Origin of the sequence: Pseudoalteromonas sp. TAB23, assembly GCF_000498075.1 — a bacterium.
Lineage (GTDB): Bacteria > Pseudomonadota > Gammaproteobacteria > Enterobacterales > Alteromonadaceae > Pseudoalteromonas > Pseudoalteromonas arctica.
Genome location: NZ_AUTP01000222.1, coordinates 1 through 19,952 on the forward strand (window position 1 = coordinate 1; position 19,952 = coordinate 19,952).

General features: G+C 40.1%; 19 protein-coding genes and 2 pseudogenes. 3 read left to right on the top strand and 18 right to left on the bottom strand.

Going from position 1 to position 19,952, the window contains the following annotated elements; all coding sequences use genetic code 11:
* The 14 genes and pseudogenes from L654_RS0112525 to L654_RS0112590 all read right to left on the bottom strand — a co-directional run.
* Positions 1 to 166 (bottom strand): annotated as a pseudogene (locus L654_RS0112525) (flagellar biosynthetic protein FliP); the annotation flags it as partial.
* Between the two features lie 4 nt (positions 167 to 170).
* Complete coding sequence (gene fliO, locus L654_RS0112530) at positions 171 to 554, bottom strand: flagellar biosynthetic protein FliO (RefSeq protein WP_010553903.1); 384 nt, start codon at positions 552 to 554, stop codon at positions 171 to 173.
* Positions 551 to 949 carry a flagellar motor switch protein FliN gene (fliN, locus tag L654_RS0112535; protein WP_007585803.1) on the bottom strand — a complete coding sequence of 133 codons (399 nt, stop codon included), beginning with the start codon at positions 947 to 949 and terminating at the stop codon, positions 551 to 553. The genes fliO and fliN overlap by 4 nt, the downstream gene beginning before the upstream one ends.
* A 20-nt stretch (positions 950 to 969) precedes the next feature.
* Positions 970 to 2,061, bottom strand: coding sequence for a flagellar motor switch protein FliM (gene fliM, locus L654_RS0112540; protein ID WP_024608166.1), 1,092 nt, complete (start codon positions 2,059 to 2,061; stop codon positions 970 to 972).
* Positions 2,062 to 2,070: 9 nt separating this feature from the next.
* Positions 2,071 to 2,601 (bottom strand): flagellar basal body-associated protein FliL, encoded by a 531-nt coding sequence (gene fliL / locus L654_RS0112545; RefSeq protein WP_007585800.1) that lies wholly within the window; start codon positions 2,599 to 2,601, stop codon positions 2,071 to 2,073.
* Positions 2,602 to 2,658: 57 nt separating this feature from the next.
* Positions 2,659 to 4,740 carry a flagellar hook-length control protein FliK gene (locus L654_RS0112550; RefSeq protein WP_029753598.1) on the bottom strand — a complete coding sequence of 694 codons (2,082 nt, stop codon included), beginning with the start codon at positions 4,738 to 4,740 and terminating at the stop codon, positions 2,659 to 2,661.
* An 89-nt stretch (positions 4,741 to 4,829) separates the two neighbouring features.
* Positions 4,830 to 5,276: a flagellar export protein FliJ gene (fliJ, locus tag L654_RS0112555; protein WP_002959337.1), complete on the bottom strand. Its 447-nt coding sequence runs from the start codon at positions 5,274 to 5,276 to the stop codon at positions 4,830 to 4,832.
* Positions 5,276 to 6,606, bottom strand: a pseudogene (fliI, locus tag L654_RS01000000126035) (flagellar protein export ATPase FliI). Before fliI ends, fliJ begins: the two are co-directional and overlap by 1 nt.
* An 18-nt stretch (positions 6,607 to 6,624) precedes the next feature.
* Complete coding sequence (fliH, locus tag L654_RS0112565; protein ID WP_024608168.1) at positions 6,625 to 7,431, bottom strand: flagellar assembly protein FliH; 807 nt, start codon at positions 7,429 to 7,431, stop codon at positions 6,625 to 6,627.
* A 3-nt stretch (positions 7,432 to 7,434) separates the two neighbouring features.
* Positions 7,435 to 8,475: a flagellar motor switch protein FliG gene (gene fliG / locus L654_RS0112570; RefSeq protein WP_007581881.1), complete on the bottom strand. Its 1,041-nt coding sequence runs from the start codon at positions 8,473 to 8,475 to the stop codon at positions 7,435 to 7,437.
* Positions 8,468 to 10,183 carry a flagellar basal-body MS-ring/collar protein FliF gene (gene fliF, locus L654_RS0112575; protein ID WP_007581880.1) on the bottom strand — a complete coding sequence of 572 codons (1,716 nt, stop codon included), beginning with the start codon at positions 10,181 to 10,183 and terminating at the stop codon, positions 8,468 to 8,470. The genes fliG and fliF overlap by 8 nt, the downstream gene beginning before the upstream one ends.
* A gap of 20 nt (positions 10,184 to 10,203) precedes the next feature.
* Positions 10,204 to 10,536, bottom strand: coding sequence for a flagellar hook-basal body complex protein FliE (gene fliE / locus L654_RS0112580; RefSeq protein WP_007581879.1), 333 nt, complete (start codon positions 10,534 to 10,536; stop codon positions 10,204 to 10,206).
* Between the two features lie 156 nt (positions 10,537 to 10,692).
* Positions 10,693 to 12,159, bottom strand: a complete 1,467-nt coding sequence (locus tag L654_RS0112585; RefSeq protein WP_024608169.1) for a sigma-54 dependent transcriptional regulator — start codon at positions 12,157 to 12,159, stop codon at positions 10,693 to 10,695.
* Positions 12,156 to 13,268 carry an ATP-binding protein gene (locus L654_RS0112590; RefSeq protein ID WP_024608170.1) on the bottom strand — a complete coding sequence of 371 codons (1,113 nt, stop codon included), beginning with the start codon at positions 13,266 to 13,268 and terminating at the stop codon, positions 12,156 to 12,158. The genes L654_RS0112585 and L654_RS0112590 overlap by 4 nt, the downstream gene beginning before the upstream one ends.
* 132 nt (positions 13,269 to 13,400) lie before the next feature.
* On the opposite strand from L654_RS0112590, the gene L654_RS0112595 reads away from it, so the two are divergent.
* Positions 13,401 to 13,994, top strand: a complete 594-nt coding sequence (locus tag L654_RS0112595) for a DNA-3-methyladenine glycosylase I (RefSeq protein WP_024608171.1) — start codon at positions 13,401 to 13,403, stop codon at positions 13,992 to 13,994.
* 289 nt (positions 13,995 to 14,283) lie between these two features.
* On the opposite strand, the gene L654_RS0112600 is transcribed toward L654_RS0112595, so the two are convergent.
* The gene (locus L654_RS0112600) at positions 14,284 to 15,720 is read right to left on the bottom strand and encodes a sigma-54-dependent Fis family transcriptional regulator (protein WP_024608172.1); all 1,437 of its coding nucleotides are present in this window, start codon (positions 15,718 to 15,720) and stop codon (positions 14,284 to 14,286) included.
* A gap of 374 nt (positions 15,721 to 16,094) precedes the next feature.
* On the opposite strand from L654_RS0112600, the gene fliS reads away from it, so the two are divergent.
* Entirely contained in the window at positions 16,095 to 16,496 is a 402-nt protein-coding gene (gene fliS, locus L654_RS0112605) for a flagellar export chaperone FliS (protein WP_024608173.1), read from the top strand.
* Between the two features lie 8 nt (positions 16,497 to 16,504).
* Positions 16,505 to 16,816: a hypothetical protein gene (locus L654_RS0112610; RefSeq protein WP_024608174.1), complete on the top strand. Its 312-nt coding sequence runs from the start codon at positions 16,505 to 16,507 to the stop codon at positions 16,814 to 16,816.
* Positions 16,817 to 16,960: 144 nt separating this feature from the next.
* On the opposite strand, the gene fliD is transcribed toward L654_RS0112610, so the two are convergent.
* The 3 genes from fliD to L654_RS1000000128625 all read right to left on the bottom strand — a co-directional run bounded on the left by fliD (position 16,961) and on the right by L654_RS1000000128625 (position 19,671).
* Positions 16,961 to 18,361 (bottom strand): flagellar filament capping protein FliD, encoded by a 1,401-nt coding sequence (gene fliD / locus L654_RS0112615; protein WP_024608175.1) that lies wholly within the window; start codon positions 18,359 to 18,361, stop codon positions 16,961 to 16,963.
* A 60-nt stretch (positions 18,362 to 18,421) separates the two neighbouring features.
* Positions 18,422 to 18,847 carry a flagellar protein FlaG gene (locus tag L654_RS0112620; RefSeq protein WP_024608176.1) on the bottom strand — a complete coding sequence of 142 codons (426 nt, stop codon included), beginning with the start codon at positions 18,845 to 18,847 and terminating at the stop codon, positions 18,422 to 18,424.
* Between the two features lie 155 nt (positions 18,848 to 19,002).
* Positions 19,003 to 19,671 (bottom strand): flagellin, encoded by a 669-nt coding sequence (locus L654_RS1000000128625; protein WP_050582300.1) that lies wholly within the window; start codon positions 19,669 to 19,671, stop codon positions 19,003 to 19,005.
* Positions 19,672 to 19,952 lie beyond the last annotated feature (281 nt).

A 19,952-nucleotide genomic window follows, 5' to 3' on the forward strand; every position in this document is an offset into this window, starting at 1 on the left:
CAGCCGGTATAAAACTCAGCGCCGTCATAATTGCTAAAACTTGTAACGTTACTGAGTAATCCTGTGTGCCATCAGCGTTTGTTGTAATAGTAAGCGCATCAATTCCTTCTGCGCTTACACTTGGTACAAACACCATGGCAAAAATAATAAGCAGCCACTTTGTCATAGGTTTAATTCTTTTTATTTTGGTTTGATTGCGGGTTTAAAAGTTTACCAAATCGTTTAGCGAGTTCAGGTAGTTCTTTTTCACTTAATGGGGTTTCTAACTTGTGTAAGTAATTAATACTGTGGGGAGTTACACCAAGTAAATGCTGAGCATTATCTATCTCAACAACCATTAAACGCTCGCGAGAACCCAAAGGTAGACTTCTGACTACTTTAAATTCATCGCTGTTTGCTAAATTTGGATTAAGCTTTTTAACAAAAAATGCCAGCACAATAATCAGTACTAGCACCATTACAAGCGACAGCACCATAGAGAGTATATCTCCAGTGGGTGTTGCCACATCTGCTTTTGAAAAAACGGAACTCGTTAAAGCAATTAATAAGCTCATCGTAGTTTTTTGATCCGCTCTACTTGGCTTATCACGTCAGTTAAGCGAATACCAAACTTGTCGTTTACTACAACTACTTCACCATGGGCTATCAAAGTACCGTTAACTAGCACGTCTAGCGGCTCGCCCGCAACACGGTCAAGCTCAACAACAGAGCCTTGGTTAAGTTGCAATAAGTTACGAATATTAATTTTAGAGCGTCCTACTTCCATTGAAATAGTAACGGGGATATCTAAAATAGTGTCGAGTTTTCGTTTTTCATCGCCACTCATTTCGTGTTTTGAATCACTTAACTCATCAAGCTCTGCAACATGTGCTTCGCTACTATCATCTGGAGCTTCGGCTTCTGCTAATGCTGCTGCCCATTCATCCATTGTGTCTTGATCATCGCTCATACTTTTAACCTTTTAATCAATTACCAGTCTAAGTCTACACCGTCAGAGAGGTGTAAATCATCTTCTAGTTCTGCTAATTCTGCATCTGAGTCAATTTTCTTGCCGCCTTTGGTAAATACATGCAGCTCAGATTTAACTGAATCAGGTCGTTTAATTTTTTCACTAATTTGAAGCGCAACATTATCGCGAGAGCGACCCATTTTGGCTCTAAATGTAGGTAGTTCTTCAACAAATACGGTTATATGCTCAGGCATTTCAACCGGAATAATATCACCGGCTTTGAGTTCCATAATTTGTTTTAAGGTTAAATCAACTTCAAGTAACTGAGTTGATATTTCAACCTCTACATCCATTATTTCATCGCGAAGCGCTTTGCTCCAACGTAAATCAGTATCTTCAGTATCAGACTGAACACCCGCATCTAACAGCTCTCGAATTGGCTCAAGCATTGAATACGGAAGTGCAATATGAAAATCGCCACCGCCACCATCGAGCTCAATATGGAAAGAACTAATAACCACAACCTCAGTTGGGCTTACAATATTAGCCATAGCTGGGTTTACTTCAGAATCGAGATATTCAAACGATACATCCATAACCGGTGCCCAAGCTTCTTTATAATCTTCAAAGATTATTTTAAGGAGCATTTGTACAATTCGGCGCTCTGTTGGGGTAAATTCTCGGCCTTCTATTTTTGCATGATAACGCCCGTCACCACCAAAAAAGTTATCTACCAATATAAACACAAGTCGTGCTTCCATGGTAATCAAGCCAGTGCCTTTTAAAGGTCTAAAACGCACCATATTTAAACTGGTTGGAACAAATAAAGTATGAATATACTCGCCAAACTTAATCATTTGCACGCCGTTAATAGACACCTCTGCGGTGCGGCGCATCATGTTAAATAGGCTAATTCGCATATGACGAGCAAAGCGTTCATTAACAATTTCCAGCGTCGGCATACGACCACGCACGATCCGATCTTGCGAAGAAAAATCGTACTGAAGCGTACTTCCCCCGCCATCTTCACCGTCGTGTATATCTTCCTCTTCAACGTCATCAACACCATGCAATAGCGCATCAATTTCGTCTTGGGATAATAAATCGCTCACGCTAACCCCTTATTGCATCACAAAGCCGGTAAACAATACCCGCTCAATTACTTTGCTGCCTTCAACATCCATTAAGGCTTTTTGTACCTTTTCAAGTGCAGAAAAACGAAGTGTTTCTTTACCTGAGCTCGTACTTAACTCATCAGCAGTTGTAGTAGAAAACACGCTTAGTAGCGTCCCTTCTATTAGTGGAATGTGTTTTTTGGCTGTTTCTTCATTTACTTCGCCACGTACTAGTAACTGTACTTTAATTTGCACAATTCTGTCGCGACTTGAACCGGGAACGTTAAATACAAATGGGCGTGGCATTGACACATATAAAGCACTGCCTATTTCAGCTGAATCACCAACTGCAGCAGAAGGTGCATCTGCTGACATCGCAGTCTCTTCATCTAAGGTTTCAACTGGCGCATCCGAACCCGACATAAAAAAGTAACCTGCAGCACCGCCTACAATAAGTAGTACAGCTACTATGATTATTATTAGTTTCTTTTTGCTTTTACCGGTTTCTTCAATTTCTAAACTTGTTTCTTCAGCCATCATGATTCCTTTAATCGCAAAGGTACTTGCTTGTTTTAGTTATTATAATAGCAGCACTTAGGCATAGTAATCTATTGATGATGAAGTTTGTTGTCGAGAACTTTGTGCAGTGTTATTTGCTTGCTCGTCGTTTTCATCATTAACTGACTTATTATTAGCCATATTACCTTGGGGTCCACTCTCACTTTGCTCGGCAGTTTCACCACCTGATTGCCCATAAGAAATAGTACTTTCACCAAGCTCTAATCCTTGTTGCGCTAACATTTCACGTAAGCGCGGCATTGATTGTTCAAGTGCTTCTTTGGCTTGCTGGTTTTGTACTACAAAGTTTATATGCGCTTGTTCTGCATCGCTACGAATACGTATTTGCATACTGCCCATTTCGGGAGGATCTAGGCGAATTTCTGCTTCTTTATTATTAATGCTCAGCATTGAGCTAACGCGCTCTTGCAGTAATTTAGCTGCATCACTTTTAACAATATTAATTGCCTGCATTACACCAGGATCAATACTTACTTGCTTAACTTGCGATGTACTTTGTAATTGTTGAGTTTGTATTATTTGGGTATCAAGTAAGCTCTGCTCGTAACTTAATGAGTCGTATTGGCTTAATGTGCTCGTTTGCTGAGTATTTAAAGCAGCTGTGATTTGTGTAAATACTTGTGCCACGCGTACAGGAGTTTGTTCTGCAGTTATTTTTTTAAGGCCATCTTTTTGTAATTCTTCAAGTGATTTTAATAAATCATCACCCTTAGTTGAGGTTGTTACGGCTTTATTTAAATCAGCCCCTTCGTTTGTCGATGTCTTTAAGCTTAACTTTTGTGGATTATATACTGTATTAGGAGTCTCTGACGCTACAAACGTTTTTGAGTCGGTCTTAGCGGTATCGGCAAGTCCTATTTCAATTGAAGCTTTTAATTCATTAACTGTTTGCTTAAGCACTGCCAATTGCTCGCCTTTAGGCTGCTCTGTTTTAATATAAGCGTTTAATTGCGTTAATAAGCTTTGTTTTTCAGTTGTATTAAGTGAATTGATTTCTGCGCTAAAAGAGTGTTTTGTTACCGTGCTCTGCGTTTTTTCGTTATCAGTAATAAATTGCGCAAGCATTTGCTTAAGATTTGAAATGCTACTAGTTGCGTTACTGGTTGAATCAGTATTTTCTAATGCCTTAACTTGCGCGTTAAGTTGTGAGCGCTGCTCAGGCGTTAAACTAGCAATAACATTATTAGCTTTAATTAAGCTCGCATCTTTAGTCATTAACGTATCTATTGCTGCATTATTATCAGCTTCAGTTGCGGCTAAAGAAGACTGAGTAACGCCCGCTCTGTCGGTGAGTGTTGGCAAAACTATATTATTTTTATCAGCAGACTTATTTTGTCCTAGCTGCTCTTTAAAACTCATTGATGCAACTTCAGGTTTTTCTAATATAGGGCCAATGCTGTCATCGGGCTTTTTATTTATAGAATTTAATGGCCCTTCAATAGCTTCAGCAACACCACTTTTACGATGTTTGCCTTCATTTAATGGTAACGAATTCAAAGATGGTGAGCTAAAGTTATCGCTTTTTGAATCAGTTAATTTAGCCGTTTTAGAGTCTACATTAGTGGCAATTGGATTTTGCACTACACTGGCTGTATTCGCTTCTTCAGTCGATACTTCATCACTTGTATTAGTGGATGCAATTATTGGTGTGCTTTGTAATTCTGAATTCTCTATTTCTGTGTTTTCTATTTCGGTATTCTCTGCTTGTGTAGCTTCTAGCTCTGCATTTTCTGATTCTGAACTGTTAGTTGCATCGAACGGCTTATTGACCGAAGTGCTCATTGCTTGTGCTGAATTAATTTGATCAAGCATCTCAACAGACACAAAAGTAACTTCATCTGTTGTTACTTCATCTAGCTTTACGCTCAGATTTTCATTTTCTTCTGGCTGTTTATGCTTAGGTATAGCAATCGAGTTTTCGGCATCGGGATTTTTATTGCCTTTAAGCAAAGGCTCCATAGAGTTATGCGCTTCGTTTAGCTGACTTAAAAATTCATCGCCTAAATTTTCTTCGCTATTAGCTAAGCTATTGTCTTTAAAAGCTAACAGTGAATCTTTTTCAGAAGAAACTAAAAACGAAATGTTATTCATCGCCATAAATCACCTAATACCATTACGGCAATATGCAACCGCATACCGCCAAAAGTTGAATTCCACTAAGTAACAAAGCAATTAACGTGCCTGAATTACAAAGCTTTGCGACGTTGAAAAAACTGATTAGCTGAAAATTCATCTAACATTTTTTGCTCATTTTTTGCCATTAACGCATTTGCTTTGAGTTTTTGATTTTCGATTAGTTTGGCAACTGCTTTAGCTTTAATTTGCTGCTTAAGCCATAGAGTTTTACGTTGAGTAACAACTTGCTTAGCGGTATTTACGGTACTTGCTTGTTGGCGAATTGCCTCTTCAATTTTAGCTATAAAAGCATGGTACTGCCCAAACCCGGCGCTGGATAAACCCGACTTACCTTTTAGGTGTAACTGCTGAGAGTATTCAAGTCTAAAATTGTTTAAACCTTGTAGTTTTTGTTGATTTGCTTGCAAGTTTTGATTGGCTTGTAAGTAACTCATGCGCAAATTTTCTTCTTTATCATTTTCAATTTTGAGCAATAAATCGAGTTTGTTTTTAGCCATTATGCTTGTCCTAATAACTGAGCAAGCCCTTGCAGACCATCATCGTAACTAATGACATCTCGCATACCTTGTTGTAAAAATGCATTCACTCTTGGCATCATATTTATAGCTTGGTCGAGCATTTGATCGGTCCCTTTTTGATAAGCGCCTAAGGTAATCATGTCTTTGTTTTGTTGATACATTGAATACACTTGTTTAAGCACTCGGGCTTGTTGCATATGCGGCTCAGAAACAACTTGAGGCATAACACGCGAAATCGACTTTTCTATATCTATAGCGGGATAGTGCCCACTGTCAGCTAAATCACGCGATAGTACAATGTGGCCATCTAATATAGCTCGCGCTGCATCAGCAATAGGGTCTTGCATATCATCGCCTTCACTCAACACCGTAAAAAAGCCAGTAATTGAACCTTGCCCTTCACCGCCATTACCAGCACGCTCCACCAGCGCAGGTAATTTAGCAAACACCGAAGGCGGATAACCCTTTGTAGCGGGCGGCTCGCCAACAGCAAGTGCAATTTCACGTTGTGCCATTGCATAACGCGTTACCGAATCGAGTAACAATAATACGTTTAAACCCTGATCTCTAAAATACTCTGCAATAGTTACGGCGCTCTCACAGCCTTTTAAACGCATAAGCGGTGATGAATCAGCTGGCGCTGCAACAACTACTGAGCGTTTGCGCCCTTCTACACCGAGTATTTCTTCAATAAATTCTTTTACTTCGCGGCCACGCTCCCCCACTAAGCCAACAACAATGACATCAGCTTCGCTACCTCGGGTCATCATACCGAGAAGTACTGATTTACCCACACCAGAGCCTGCAAACAAGCCCATACGCTGGCCTTGCCCTACTGTGATAACCGAGTTAATAGCACGCACACCTACATCCATAGGCTTAGTGATTGGTCTTCTTGAAAGCGGGTTTATAGTATTTTGCGCAAACTTTAAATGATGCTCAGCATTAATTTTACCAAGGCCATCTAGCGGTCGCCCTAAACCATCCACCACGCGGCCTAATAAACTCATCCCTACAGGTAAACCTAAATTATTTACTTGAGGAATAACACGCGCACCAGGTAATACACCAGAGATGTGGTCGTTAGGCATTAAGTACAAAGTTTGATCGTTAAAACCGACTATTTCGGCGTCTACAAAGCCGTTCATAGTTTCTATTTTACATTGGCTCCCAACGGGTGCACGTAAGCCTCAAGGGTAAGGCCAACAACACGCGTTAAAATACCNCCTGCCACAGCAGGCGCCGGGGTTTTAATATGTTGTTTATATTGAGATAAGCGTTCGCTTAAAGGTGCACGTTGAGTTGACATAACACGCCAATAAAATAGTTAGATACCACTATTATGCAAAAAACTATCCAACGTTTCTTTGACACGTGTTTTAAGGGTCATGTCGAGTGACGATTGCGCTGTTTTAACTTCACAGCCACCGCGCTCAAGAGTGGGCTCTGCCATTAATTGCCAGTTATTATCAATAATGGTTTGTTCGCCGTAGCTCTCTTTTATGAGTTCTAAGTCTTCGGGGTTTAAATGGATTCGTACTTTTTCTTGCTCCGCATTAAGTGAATCAATACTTTGCTTTAACGTATGTAAAATCACATCAGGCGATGTTTTTACTTCTTGATAAATAACAGCTTCAGCTAACATGCTAGCAAGTTGTACTAATTGCTTCTCGGCTTGTTGGTCCACTTTATCTAGCGGTGCAGTTAACCCCTCTAAAATGGTTTTTAAACTTGTTAACTGCTCTTCAATTAATGGTTTTACGTCATCAAGGCCTTGTGTTTTACCTTGTTCTAAGCCTTCTTTGTAGCCTGCTTCTTTACCTTCGCCAACGCCTTTTTCAAAACCGTCTATGTAGCCTTGCTCATGACCTTGCTTAAGGCCTTCTTCGTACGCGTCTTGTCTAATGCGTTCAAGCTCAACCATGGTAAGCGCAGGGAGTTCTGGTTCTTGTGGTTCATCAATAGGCATTTCTTCGGCTAATTCTTTTTTGTACAGCTCACTAAGCGGTGTGCCGTAAGCCGTAGAGCGATTGCCAAAGCTGCTCTCATCTGGTGCTACATCTGGAATAGCCCAGTTTTTTAATAATTCATCTGCTTCATCAGCCCGAAGTGTGCGTCCTTTGAGTTTGCTCATGGTTTACAGGAACTCCTCGCCACCGCCGCCGCCCAGCTGAATTTCACCTGAGTCAGATAAACGACGCGCTGTTGATAAAATCTCTTTTTGCGCCGCTTCTACTTCGCTTATACGTACCGGTGCCATAGCTTCTAAATCATCAGCAAGCATTTCGGCTGCACGCTTAGACATATTGCCCAGTATTTTGTCTTTAAGCGCATCGTCGGTGCCCTTAATTGCTTTCATTAATACGTCTTGTTGTACTTCTCGTAGGATTGCTTGAATACCGCGGTCTTCAACATCCATTAAGTTTTCAAACACAAACATTAAGTCTTGAATTTGCTGCGACATCTCTTCGTCATGTTCACGAATAGAGTCCATTAACTGCCCTTCTACGTTGGTATCTAGGTAGTTCATAATATCTGCAGCTGCTTTTAAGCCACCCATTTTAGCGGCTTGTGCACCTGCTTGGCCGGCAAATTGTTTTTCCATAATTTCGTTTAGCTCTTGCAGTGCTGCTGGCTGAACTTCTTCAAGGTTTGCAATACGCATGGTTAAATCTAAGCGCACTTTTTCAGGGAACTGAGCAATAATCTCAGCAGACTGCTCTGGCTCTAAGTACGATAATACAATGGTTTGAATTTGCGGATGCTCATTACGAATAATGTTTGCTACCTGCTTAGAGTCCATCCATTTTAATGAATCCAAACCTTTAGCGCCTGAGCCCATAACAATTTGGTCAATAAGGCTAGCGGCTTTGTCTTCACCAAGTGCTGCTGTAAGCGCTTTTTTAATAAAGTCTTCTGACTGAAAACCAATGGTACTAAAGCTTTGAATTTGTTCTATAAACAAGTTGTGTACAGCGCTAATCTTAGCTTGTGATAAGTCCTGTAACCCGGCCATCGCCATACCCACTTTTTGTACCTGTTTAGGTTCTAAGTGTTTAAGGATTTGCGCGGCATCTTCTTCTGATAAACTCAAAAGTAATATAGCGGCTTTATCTACCCCATCTAGCTTATCAACATCAAAGGCTGGCGGGAGTTGTTTTTGTTCTTGATCAGTCATCTTCTGTTAACCACGCTTTGACTACTTGTGATGATAGTTCTGGTTCGTTAGCTACAAGGGCACGAATTGCTTTAAGTAAATCTTCGTCGCCATGTAAATCCGGTAACTGCAGTGTACCATCACTTGAGAAACCAACCGAAGCAGAATCAAAGTCTTTATTTAGCATATCAAGCGTATTGTCGCCAATATCTACGCCTGAACTTAATGCATCTTCGTCGTATTCTTCTAGTGTATCGTCTGGGTAAATTAAGCGTTTAAGCATTGGTTTTACTACTGCCATTATCAATACAATGATAACTAAGGCGCCTAATACAAGGCGGGCTATTTTCATAAACCAGTCTTGTTCCCACAGTGGCACTTCTATTGCTAAATTTGTTTCTTCACGTACAAACGGCACTGTTACGACTTCAAGTGCATCACCACGTTGCATATCAAAACCTACACCACCTTGTAGTAAGCGACGAATATTTGACAATGCCTCTACCGAGCGTGGAGTCATGGTTGTTTCACCGTTTTCTCCCACTTTAGCAATGTAGTCAACAGCAACTGATACGCTTATCCTACGTATTACACCACTTTGCTGGCGCTTATGAGAAATTGTAGTGTCGAGTTCATAATTACGTGTGGCTTCTTTGTGGCTGCGTGTTGGTGACGTAGCTGTGCCTGCACCACCTTGCCCCGCAACCTCAGGAATGTTCGAATTTAACGGTGGCTGATTTGTAAGCGCACCTGGAATACCAACAGCTAGGCCGCCAATGTTATTTTCTTCAAATGTGGTTTCGCTTCTAACCGCTGGTAGGTCTGGGTTATAACGCTTTTGAGTTTCCTCAATCGAGCTAAAGTCCATGCTCAAATCAACTTGGGCTGTATAGTTTGCAAGCCCTACAACCGGTATTAAAATACTGTCTATTTTTTCAAGGTACTCTTGTTCGCGCTTACGTTCTAAGTCGTATTCTTTACGAGAGCGTGCTGCTAATGAGCTTTGCGAACCTGAATTTAGTAATCGACCATTTTGATCGGTAACAGTAACTCGCATTGGCTCTAAACCCTGTACTGCCGAGGCAATCATATCAACAACAGAGTCTACTTCTTCACGGTCGAGTGAGCGACCACGCTTAAGCGTTAATACAACTGTAGCTGATGGTTTTTTTTCTCTGCGGGCAAATACGTTTTCTTTAGGAATGGCTAACAATACTTTAGCGCGAGTAATATTATTAAGCTCTTCAATGGTGCGGGCAAGTTGTTGCTCGCGGCCATGTTTTAGGCGTTCGCGCTCTAAGCGTTGGCTTACACCAAAGCCCATATCTTGCATAATTATGTCAGAGCCCGACGCTGGCCCTTGCTCTAACCCTTCGCGGGTCATTAGTAGCTTAATGTTTTGGTATTCGCTTTCATCAACCGATACAACGTTGCCATCTAGTTGATATTCAATTTGTTGCGCATCTAAAAAGTCGAGCGTTTGAATAAGCTCTTCAGTTTGCATTTTGCCTAACGGGCGCATATCTGGCTGACGAGCCCAAATAATAATAAAAATCGCGATAGCTAAACAAATAGCCAATGCTATAACCAATGTTACTTGGCGCAATACATCAACACCATTTAAAGCACTTAAGTAGCCTGACTTTTGTTCTTGTTGATCATCACCACCACTTTGGTCAATACCGCCACCAGCAAGTGCTAGGTCTGTAGATTGGTTAGATTGCGCCACAATAATTCTCCACTACCTAATTAAACAGGCATGTTCATGATTTCTTTATAAGCTTCAACAAGTTTATTACGAACCTGTACTGTAGCCTCAAAAGCAACTGACGATTTTTGAGAAGCAATCATCGCTTCAGCAAGCGATACACTTCGATCACCCATCTCAACTGCTGTTACTTTTTGCGCGGCATCTTGTTGTAATCCGTGCACTGAATTTAGTGCATCACTTAGCATGTCGCCAAACTGGGAAGTAGAAGTAGGTTGAACTTGAGTCGGCAATTTATTTATTTGATTATTACGGCCGGCTTCTAAAGCCATTGATTGCATTTCTTGAAATACAGCACTGTTTTGAATTTTCATAATTTATCTCTGACACGCAGTGAACTCTTACAAGTAATAAAGCACAAAGCATGCCAAATAATTAATCATTAAAATACAATAGGTTAACTTTAGTTTGTGTTAGTCAGAGTTTTGACGACCCTAAGCTTGCACTGCAAACTTAGGGTTTATAGGAGGTTATGCAGGAAGTGAAATACCTAAATCGCGCATTTGCGCTAGTTTATAACGTAAAGTGCGCGGGCTTATACCCAACGTTTCGGCAACGTCTTTACGCTTACCTTGGCAACGTGCAAGGGTTTCTAAAATAATGCGATGCTCTTTGTCTTTAAGCTCATCTTTATAGCTACCGGTATCTGCCGCTAGCAAACCTTGTTTAGGTTCAACCTCAACAGGTGATTTTTCATCATAATATGCAGAGCTTAGCGTGCTTTTATCAACGCCTTTATCTGCGTGAGCTAATTCTGTTGGCGATACTGTTTGCGCTGGTGCCAATGATGGCTCCATAACAAAGTTATTAGATACTAAGTTTTCGATAAAAATAGCATGCTCGTTTATTGTGTTACCCGTGCGCAGTATAAGCGCACGCTGTATAACGTTATCAAGCTCGCGCACATTACCAGGCCACGCGTGAGCCAGTAACTTTTGCTCGGCAGCTTTATCTAAATACGCCATAGGCTCTTTGCTTTTACTTATATGGCGCTCAATTAAATGCTTAGCCAATACAATAATATCGCCTGGGCGTTGGCACAATGGTCGCCACATTAGTGGAAAAACATTAAGCCTGTAATATAAATCTTCTCTAAACTGATTTTCAGACACAGCTTCTTTTAAATCACGATTACTGGTTGCCAAAATACGTACATCGAGCTGAATTGTTTTACGACCCCCTAAACGCTCAACTTCACGTTCTTGCAGTACGCGTAACAGCTTAGCTTGTAGCCCTAAGTCCATCTCAGTAATTTCATCAAGTAAAATAGTGCCGCCTTGTGCTTGCTCAAACTTACCCGGACATGCTTGAATCGCGCCCGTAAAAGCCCCTTTTTCATAACCAAATAACGTGGCTTCGAGCATATTTTCAGGAATAGCCGCGCAGTTAATCGCCACAAATGGCTCATTACATCGGCTCGACTTATCATGAATATAACGCGCAAGTACTTCCTTACCTGAACCACTTGGGCCAAGTACCATTACACTTGCATCAGAGCGTGCTACTTTACTCGCAAGCTCCAATAATTGAATACTAGTTGGGTCAGCAACAATAGGTCCGTCGGTTTCTTTTGCTTTTTCAGGCAAATAACGGCTCACCATATTTAACAGCACTTCAGGTGCAAATGGTTTAGCCATGTAGTCAATTGCACCTAGGCGCATGGCTTCTACCGCATCGTCAATTGTGGCGTAGGCCGTCATCATCAATACAGGTAAATCAGGGTGGTTTAATTTAATACTGCGTAGTAAATCAAGTCCACTCATTGCGCCCATTTGCACGTCGCTTACAACAAGCGAAAATTGATCTTTTTTAAGCAGTAACATTGCTTGCTCAGCACTGTTGGCTGCAACACATTCAATACCCGACATTTCAAGGGTATCTATTAAGGCTTCACGAAGCCCAGCGTCATCTTCGACAACTAAAATAGTGTTACTCATAATGACCCCTCTAGTTTAGATGTTGCCTTAATAGGCAGTAACAAACTAAAGCAGGCACCACCATGCGTATTATTGGTCACATCAACACGGCCTTGGTGCGCACTAGCCACCGAACTCACTACAGCAAGCCCTAAACCTGTGCCCTGACTTTTGGTAGTAAAAAATGGTTCAAAAATTTTATCGCTTTGGCTTAAATCAACACCTGGGCCATTGTCGCTCACACTAATACGAACCATATCTAAATCTTTTAAATCTCTTTGTGCGCTAATTTTTACTTTTGCACCGCTGCCAATAACTTGAATACTATTGTGCACAAGATTTTGAATAGCACTGGCCAATGCCGTTTTATTACCGACTATTTGTATATCTGGCTCTGGTAAGCTTACATCCAGCTCACTTTCATTAAGTGCGACCATCGCATCAGCGCCCGCTTTAACTTCTGTTAAAAGCTGCTGCATTGAAACTTGCTCAACAACTTGCTGATCGCCACTTTTAGCAAATAACAGCATGTCGTTTACTTGAGTTTCTAAATCTTTTAAACGCGACATTAACTTTGTTTGAAAGTTATCGCGAGATGCTTCGGGTAAGCGCTTTGATCCTAAATTAGCGGCGTAAAGCATAGCGGCTGAGAGCGGTGTACGGACTTGATGCGCCAGTGACGCAACCATTTTACCCAGCGCGCTTAATCGCTGCATATGTGCAACACGTTTTTGTAAGCGGCGAGTTTCGGTTAAATCCGTCATTAAAATAAGTTGCCCAGGCTCTGGTGCTAAAGCGGTAATATCAAGCTTTATTAGGCGCCCGTCTTTTAAAGACACTTCGTGGCCATCATCTTGATGCGGCCTAAAAGAGCGCTGAATAACATTAAACCAGCGTTCGCCTTCAAGTGGCTCGCCAAGCATATCAATCGCTATTTGATTCGCTTTTGCAATCAACCCTTTGCCATCAAGTACAACCACGCCTGCTGGCATGGTATCAACCAAATGCGAAAGCCAACTTGCTTGCTTGCGCAGATCGCTTAATTCACCAATGTACTCCTCTTGAAGTAAACATGGGTTATACTGATTTGCAGAAAAAAACTGTGGTTTTAGCACGCTAGCAAGGGCCATAATCAAATCTCGAATTGATGTAGATACATGTCTAAATGCACGATTTATACCAAAATTTATTTACATACTTATCATTAAGTTACATCAATAATTTGAGCGACATAAAAATGACGCACACAAAAAGGAATAATAATGAGTGAGCAAATAAAGTGCCGTTGCCCGTGGCTCGACACCACTAAACCCGACTACGTTATTTACCATGATGAAGAATGGGGCGTCCCCCTTTATGATGATACAAAGTTGTTTGAATTTATCACTCTTGAATCAGCGCAAGCCGGCTTAAGCTGGTACACAATTTTAAAAAAACGCAGCGGTTACAAAAAAGCATTTGCTAATTTTGATGTAGATAAAGTAGCACAATTCACACAAGATGACGTTGAGAGACTAATGCTTGATGAAGGTATTGTGCGTAACCGATTAAAAATTGCGGCAACTGTTAACAACGCAAAGCGCTTTATAGAAATACAAAAAGAATTTGGTAGCTTTAGTAACTACCAATGGCAGTTTGTCGATAATAAACCGATTATAAGTAATTTAAATAACGCTGAGGACTACCCAGCAATTACAGAGGCATCAACTGCATTTGCTAAAGACTTAAAAAAACGGGGGTTTAAGTTTTTAGGACCAACCACGGTTTACGCTCATATGCAGGCCTGCGGTATGGTTAACGATCACAGTAATGATTGTTTTAGAAAAGAAGAAATTATTAAGGCTTTAAGTGAGTAAGTGATTTATAACCATAAAAGTGATTAGTTCACAAAGAGGTTAAGAGACGCTGCGCTTTAGAGAAGTAAAGCGTAAGTTGACTATGGTTTCTCATTTACCTTCGTTTTTCACGCGAGCAAGCTCAGCGTAACAACAAAAGTAAAAGCCGTGTAGGTGCGAATTTACTTCGCGCTCTTGCTAATATTTTTTAAGTAAAGTGCGGTATAAAACCGCACCTACAAAACGAGGGGTTATTTATCTACTGTGTTTGGCCAATTTATAACTAAACACCGACAGCTGCTTTTAAACCTTAATCTCTTGAAAGATTATACTTTTTCATTTTCTCAACGAGTGTTGTTCTGCGTACACCCAATATCTCTGCAGCTCGAGCTACAACGTAATCATAGCGCTCTAACGCTTGGGTAATTAAGCTAATTTCAAGTTCGGCTAAATAATCTTTAAGTTCAATACCATCATCTGGCAATAGCCCACTACCCGTTTGGCTAAACTCAGCGTCTGGCTCACTTTCGTAATCGCTAAAACCGGTGCTAAATATGTCGTTAAAGGCGTCTTTTTCCATTAACTCTTCAGGGTATTCTGGCTCGTAGGCTTCAACTTCAATGTAACGATATTTGTTAGGTAAATCAGGAATATCAACCACTTTTTCAGGAAACATAATAACCATACGTTCCACTAAGTTAGCAAGCTCACGAATATTACCAGGCCAAGCATGTTCTTTTAAGCTCTCAACTGCGCGCTCAGTAAACTTAGCGGTAGAACCAGTCTGGTCGTTAACACGGCGCATTAACTCTTTTAAAAGCAGCGGAATATCATCAGCACGTTCACTCAGCGATGGGTTTTCGATAGGAAATACATTTAAGCGATAATATAAATCTTCCCTAAAACTGCCCTCTTCAATCATTGTTTCTAGGTTACGATGCGTGGCTGCAATAACGCGTACATCAGCCTGAATCGCCTTTGTACCACCAACACGTTCATAACTGCGTTCTTGCAATACTCGCAGCAACTTAACTTGCATTTGCAGTGGCATATCGCCTATTTCATCTAAAAATAGCGTCCCGCCTTGAGCTAGTTCAAACCGCCCTTTACGCGCCGATATAGCACCAGTAAACGCGCCTTTTTCGTGGCCAAATAGTTCACTTTCGAGCAGCTCAGCCGGAATAGCACCACAGTTAACTGGTACAAACGGTCCATTAATACGCTTTGAAAGCAAGTGAACATTACGGGCAACCACTTCTTTACCTGTGCCTGATTCGCCTAAAATTAAAACATTAGCATCGGTTTTTGCCACTTGTTCAATTAAAAAGCGAACATCTTTTACGGCCTCTGTTTCACCAACAAGTCCATCAAAAATTTTATGTGGTTTACTATGCTTATGCTCATTAGGCAGCATACGCTGATACTGCTGGCAATCGTGAAGTAACTGAGTGGTCACTTCGTGATTAAACGGCTCGCAAATAAGCCCCACTACATTAGCTATACTTAATAGTGGTTTTAGCGTTTCGCCAATTAACAAAAAGGGTAATGTTGGATAGCGTTTAATTAAGCTTTCGTGGTCAAGTGATTGCAACGCTCCTAAAATAATCATGCATTCTTGCTGCTGATATTTTTTGCATTCTTGTTCAAAGCAGTCTTCGCTTAATAGTTGAGCAGCTTCACCAATAAAGCCAAGTGAAGCATTTAATCCTATTGCGCGGTTGTTATTATTATCTAAAATCAAGATCATATTTAGCGAGCNAGTTTTTTGACATAAACGCCAAAAAACAGACGGGCTAGTTAAGTCAATCATACTTAATAGTTAATCATTAAGTATGAGTTGTAGTTTTAACTTAGTTATTACTCAGCGATTACTTAACGATTACCTAAATACAACTTAGCCTTAAAAATTAATTTACTCGGCAATAAAAATGCTATTGTTAGTAAATAAACTCAATTATAAATTTAAGTTGAAGTTACAAATGCCGATACATAAATAAGTGAAAATGCTTGGCATTAATATTGCTTTGTTCTTATAAAAGTATAAAAGCTTTATTAGATTTTTATATAAGTTTTTATAATAGCTTTCACATAATTTTATCGTTTAAATTTTAGGATTTTCCCATGGCTCATGTCTCAGTAAAAAAATACGGTCAAGTTCGTGCTAGTAGTATTGCCGAAATGGCTCCTTACGAACAAATAAACCTTATATTCAGTAATATTATCGGCCGTTTAGCGGCAACAAAAGGGTTTATTGAGCGCAAAGAAATACAAAAAAAAGGTGAAAATATTTCGGCCTGTGTTTTATTATTTGGTGCACTGCAAGACGCACTTAATTTAGAAGTAGAACAAGACCCTAGTATTTCTAACAATTTATTGGCACTTTACGATTACTGCCAGCGCCGTTTAACGCAAGCGAACATAAACAACGATATTGAAGCAATTATTGAAGTATCAAGTATTGTTAAAGAAATTAAAGAAGGCTGGGATAACATTCCGCTAGATCAACGAAACCCTGCGGTTTAATTTAAATTATGGACTCGCCAACATACTCAGAGCCACTAACGAACTACTCTGAGCTCATACAAACGTTGCTTAGTAATATTGAAGTGTTAGTAAATGATGATAACGCAGGCGAAGCTCAGCCTTTTTTAGACACTTTAAATGTTGAACTAAAGCAATGGTGCGAAAGTAGCGAAGGTCCAAGTACAGAGCAATTAGAATTAATTCAGCTTCGTATAAATACCATTTTAGTTAAAGCGAATAGTGCAAAAAACGAATCATCAAAAGCTATTATTAAACATAAAAAGTCTGGTAAGGCCATTAAAGCTTATAAAAACACCTAGTAAACAGACCTAATAAACGACCTTTATTTTAACTAAATGTATGGCTATATCTTACTATTTGAATCAAAGAGCAATACACAATAAAAAACCGCTAAGTTTAAACTTAGCGGTTTTTATTGATTCGTAATACCTTTAACTCAGCCCTTAATTTGATTGCCTAACTACGCCTGGCATGTTCTCTAACTGAGCTTGAACATAACTACTGGTGTTATTAAGGCTCGCTACTAATAAATCCATCGCATTATATTGAGCATATAGTCGAGATGATAGCGACTCCATTTTACTGGCAAGGTCCAAGCGATCATCATCTAAATCATCTAGTTGATTTGTTTTACTGTCAATTCGGTTTTGAATAATACCATCGGAGTCTGTATAAAAGCTCATTAGCTCATCAAACGACTGTGCAAAGCCATCATCGTCATCACCTACAAAAAACTGTTGCACTAAATTTACATCTGCATCTATTTGCTCATCTAGTGTTTCTGTATTTAGGGTTAAAACACCGTAGCGGTCTGTTTCTACACCTAGCTGCGAAAGCGATAGCGAGTTACCATCGCCTAAATCAACTGATTCAGTTATTTCACTACGAAGCTTTGACATAACACCACGAAGTAGTGAGTCACCAGCCATTACTCCGGCTCCACTTTCACCAGATGCACCTAAATTATTACTAAGCTCTAATAACTCATTGTAACTAGTAATGAAGCTATTTAAACCAGCTTTTATATTATTATTATTTTCGGTAACTGATATGTCGCTTATGTCGTCATCTGTATCGTGCGGTTTTTTAGCAGTTATTGTAATACCGTCAATCACTCCGGCAAATTCATTAGATGAACTACTTACAGTTAGCGAGCCATCAATGGTAATTGATGCATCAGTTGCTGCAATTATTTCACTCGTATTTTGCACACCAGCAGAGTCAAATGCCAAACGAGAAAGACCATTTACATCTGTGTTATTACCATCAATATCAGCAATTTCTATTTTAATTTCATTTTCTGCACCGCTATTTTTAGCGGACATAACCAAATGCTGGCCACTATCATCAGTAATGATAGTCGCATTAATGCTGTCGTTATCGTTGCTATCGTTTATCGCATCACGAATCTCACTAAGTGTCGCAGTATCTGATACTTCAATATCAAAGCTATTATCACCAGAGGTTAGGGTCATTGTTCCCTGACCTACCGCTGTATCAGCATCGAAAGCTTGCGACAGTATTTTATGCTCCGTGGCTAAGTTGTTAACTTTTACATCATAACCACCTGGTTGAGCATCTTGGTCCGCACTTATAGATATAAAATCATCATTACCTGATGTACTGCGTTGTTGGTATTTGTCGCTATCACCCAATGCTTCCATTGAGGTTTGTACTTTTTCAAGCGCTGACTTTAGCGCTCCAACAGCAGAAATATCTGTAGTTAATTTACTTTCTGTAGTATTTAAGCGAGCTTCAGCAGGTGCTTGTTCAGCATTAACTAGCGCATCAACAATATCTGACACTGCTAATCCAGAACCTAACCCATTAAATGTAATAGACATACTTCACCTCTTAAATACTCAAAAATAAACTAACTTAGTATTAGTAATTGAAACCACTCACTAAACTGTTTGGTCGATCAAAATTCCAGCAGATTCAGACAGTTTAGAAACTAGGCTTAATACTTCCTCAGAAGGGTATTGCTTAATAACTTCGCCACTGTTTTTATCTAGGACTTTAATAACATCGCGGCCTGAATCTTCATCAACTTTAAATTGTAAGCTGCGGTTCATTTCACCCATAAAATCCTGCAATTGTTGCGCCATTTGTTCTAGCTGTTCGCGCTCTAACGGCTGAGCTTTTTCATCTTGATTGTTAGTTTTGTATTGGTTTTGCTGTAGCTTTTGTTGATTGAGCACTTCCGTTTGCTTTACATCATCTACCGCTCGCTCAGTTAAAGAGCGAGCGGCTTGCCCTACTTGCTTATCATCACCAGCAATGGGAGTCGGTAATGTTGTAATTTCTGCGTTTGAAGTAATTGTATTCATAACAGATTCCTATTTGTACTTAATTAAACCAACAATAGCTTAGTTTATATTCTTAAACCACAAAAGGAGGTAGCTAAAGCCACCTCCTTTTTTTAAATACTAATACTGACTTTATGTATTAGTTAGCTAACCATTAAGCTATAACTTTTAACTTATTAACCTAATAAGCTAAGTGCTGTTTGTGGTAACTGGTTCGCTTGCGATAAGATTGACGTACCCGCTTGTTGCAAGATTTGGTTCTTCGTCATTTGTGCAGTTTCAGTTGCAAAGTCTGTATCTTGAATACGGCTACGTGAAGCAGATACATTTTCAGAAATATTAGCCAAGTTACTAATTGTGTGGTCAAAACGGTTTTGAACAGCACCTAAGTCAGCTCTTTGCGAGTCGATATCTGCTAATGCAGCATCAATAACTGCAAGTGCATCTTGAGAACCTACTGCTGTTTTTAAATCAATTTTTGCTACTTCATCTAATGTAGAGTTACCTACGGTTGCTATCTCACCACCGGTAGCACCAACAGTAAACTTATCTGATGACGTCAGATTAACCTGAGAGTTCACTACAGCACCGGTTGCACTACCAACTGTACCGTTTAATGCAGCAGTACTTGCACCATCACCAACCAGTAATACACCTGCTACGTCAGTTTCTTCAATTAATATGCTACCAGCATCAGCGTCATACGTTGCGTTTATCCCAGCTTTACCAAGGTCAGATGCTAAATCAGACGCGCTTCCGTTATATGATGATAAATCAAAAGTTTTCTCACCAACAGTCAGTGTGCCCGTATCAGCTGATGACAACGCTGTAATTGTTGCTGTCACTGATGTTTGAGCTTTTATACCAGTTGCCGCTGCATTGATTGCGTCTGCTGTTTCCTGGGCATTTATGAGACTTAAATCTTCAGTTGTATTACCTTTTGGACCAGATAAANGGCTACCGTATTATTGAATACAGTGCCACCACCTTTAATTGCATTCTGACCTAGATTATCTGCAGCTATGTTGTTCAATGATACGTTAATTGTTTCATTAGCATTGGCACCAACTTGGAAAGCTTTAGTACCAAAGTCACCATTTAATAATTGCTGACCACCAAACGAGGT

What these genes read in the sequence shown, in the direction of transcription:
- fliN (WP_007585803.1), bottom strand. Translation starts at nt 949, where the DNA reads ATGAGCGATGATCAAGACACAATGGATGAATGGGCAGCAGCATTAGCA.
- fliS (WP_024608173.1), top strand. Translation starts at nt 16,095, where the DNA reads ATGGCTCATGTCTCAGTAAAAAAATACGGTCAAGTTCGTGCTAGTAGT.
- fliG (WP_007581881.1), bottom strand. Translation starts at nt 8,475, where the DNA reads ATGACTGATCAAGAACAAAAACAACTCCCGCCAGCCTTTGATGTTGAT.
- L654_RS0112585 (WP_024608169.1), bottom strand. Translation starts at nt 12,159, where the DNA reads ATGAGTAACACTATTTTAGTTGTCGAAGATGACGCTGGGCTTCGTGAA.
- fliJ (WP_002959337.1), bottom strand. Translation starts at nt 5,276, where the DNA reads ATGGCTAAAAACAAACTCGATTTATTGCTCAAAATTGAAAATGATAAA.
- L654_RS0112610 (WP_024608174.1), top strand. Translation starts at nt 16,505, where the DNA reads ATGGACTCGCCAACATACTCAGAGCCACTAACGAACTACTCTGAGCTC.
- fliD (WP_024608175.1), bottom strand. Translation starts at nt 18,361, where the DNA reads ATGTCTATTACATTTAATGGGTTAGGTTCTGGATTAGCAGTGTCAGAT.
- L654_RS0112620 (WP_024608176.1), bottom strand. Translation starts at nt 18,847, where the DNA reads ATGAATACAATTACTTCAAACGCAGAAATTACAACATTACCGACTCCC.
- L654_RS0112595 (WP_024608171.1), top strand. Translation starts at nt 13,401, where the DNA reads ATGAGTGAGCAAATAAAGTGCCGTTGCCCGTGGCTCGACACCACTAAA.
- fliO (WP_010553903.1), bottom strand. Translation starts at nt 554, where the DNA reads ATGAGCTTATTAATTGCTTTAACGAGTTCCGTTTTTTCAAAAGCAGAT.
- fliH (WP_024608168.1), bottom strand. Translation starts at nt 7,431, where the DNA reads ATGAGCAAACTCAAAGGACGCACACTTCGGGCTGATGAAGCAGATGAA.
- fliE (WP_007581879.1), bottom strand. Translation starts at nt 10,536, where the DNA reads ATGAAAATTCAAAACAGTGCTGTATTTCAAGAAATGCAATCAATGGCT.
- L654_RS0112590 (WP_024608170.1), bottom strand. Translation starts at nt 13,268, where the DNA reads ATGGCCCTTGCTAGCGTGCTAAAACCACAGTTTTTTTCTGCAAATCAG.
- L654_RS0112600 (WP_024608172.1), bottom strand. Translation starts at nt 15,720, where the DNA reads ATGATCTTGATTTTAGATAATAATAACAACCGCGCAATAGGATTAAAT.
- fliL (WP_007585800.1), bottom strand. Translation starts at nt 2,601, where the DNA reads ATGGCTGAAGAAACAAGTTTAGAAATTGAAGAAACCGGTAAAAGCAAA.
- L654_RS0112550 (WP_029753598.1), bottom strand. Translation starts at nt 4,740, where the DNA reads ATGGCGATGAATAACATTTCGTTTTTAGTTTCTTCTGAAAAAGATTCA.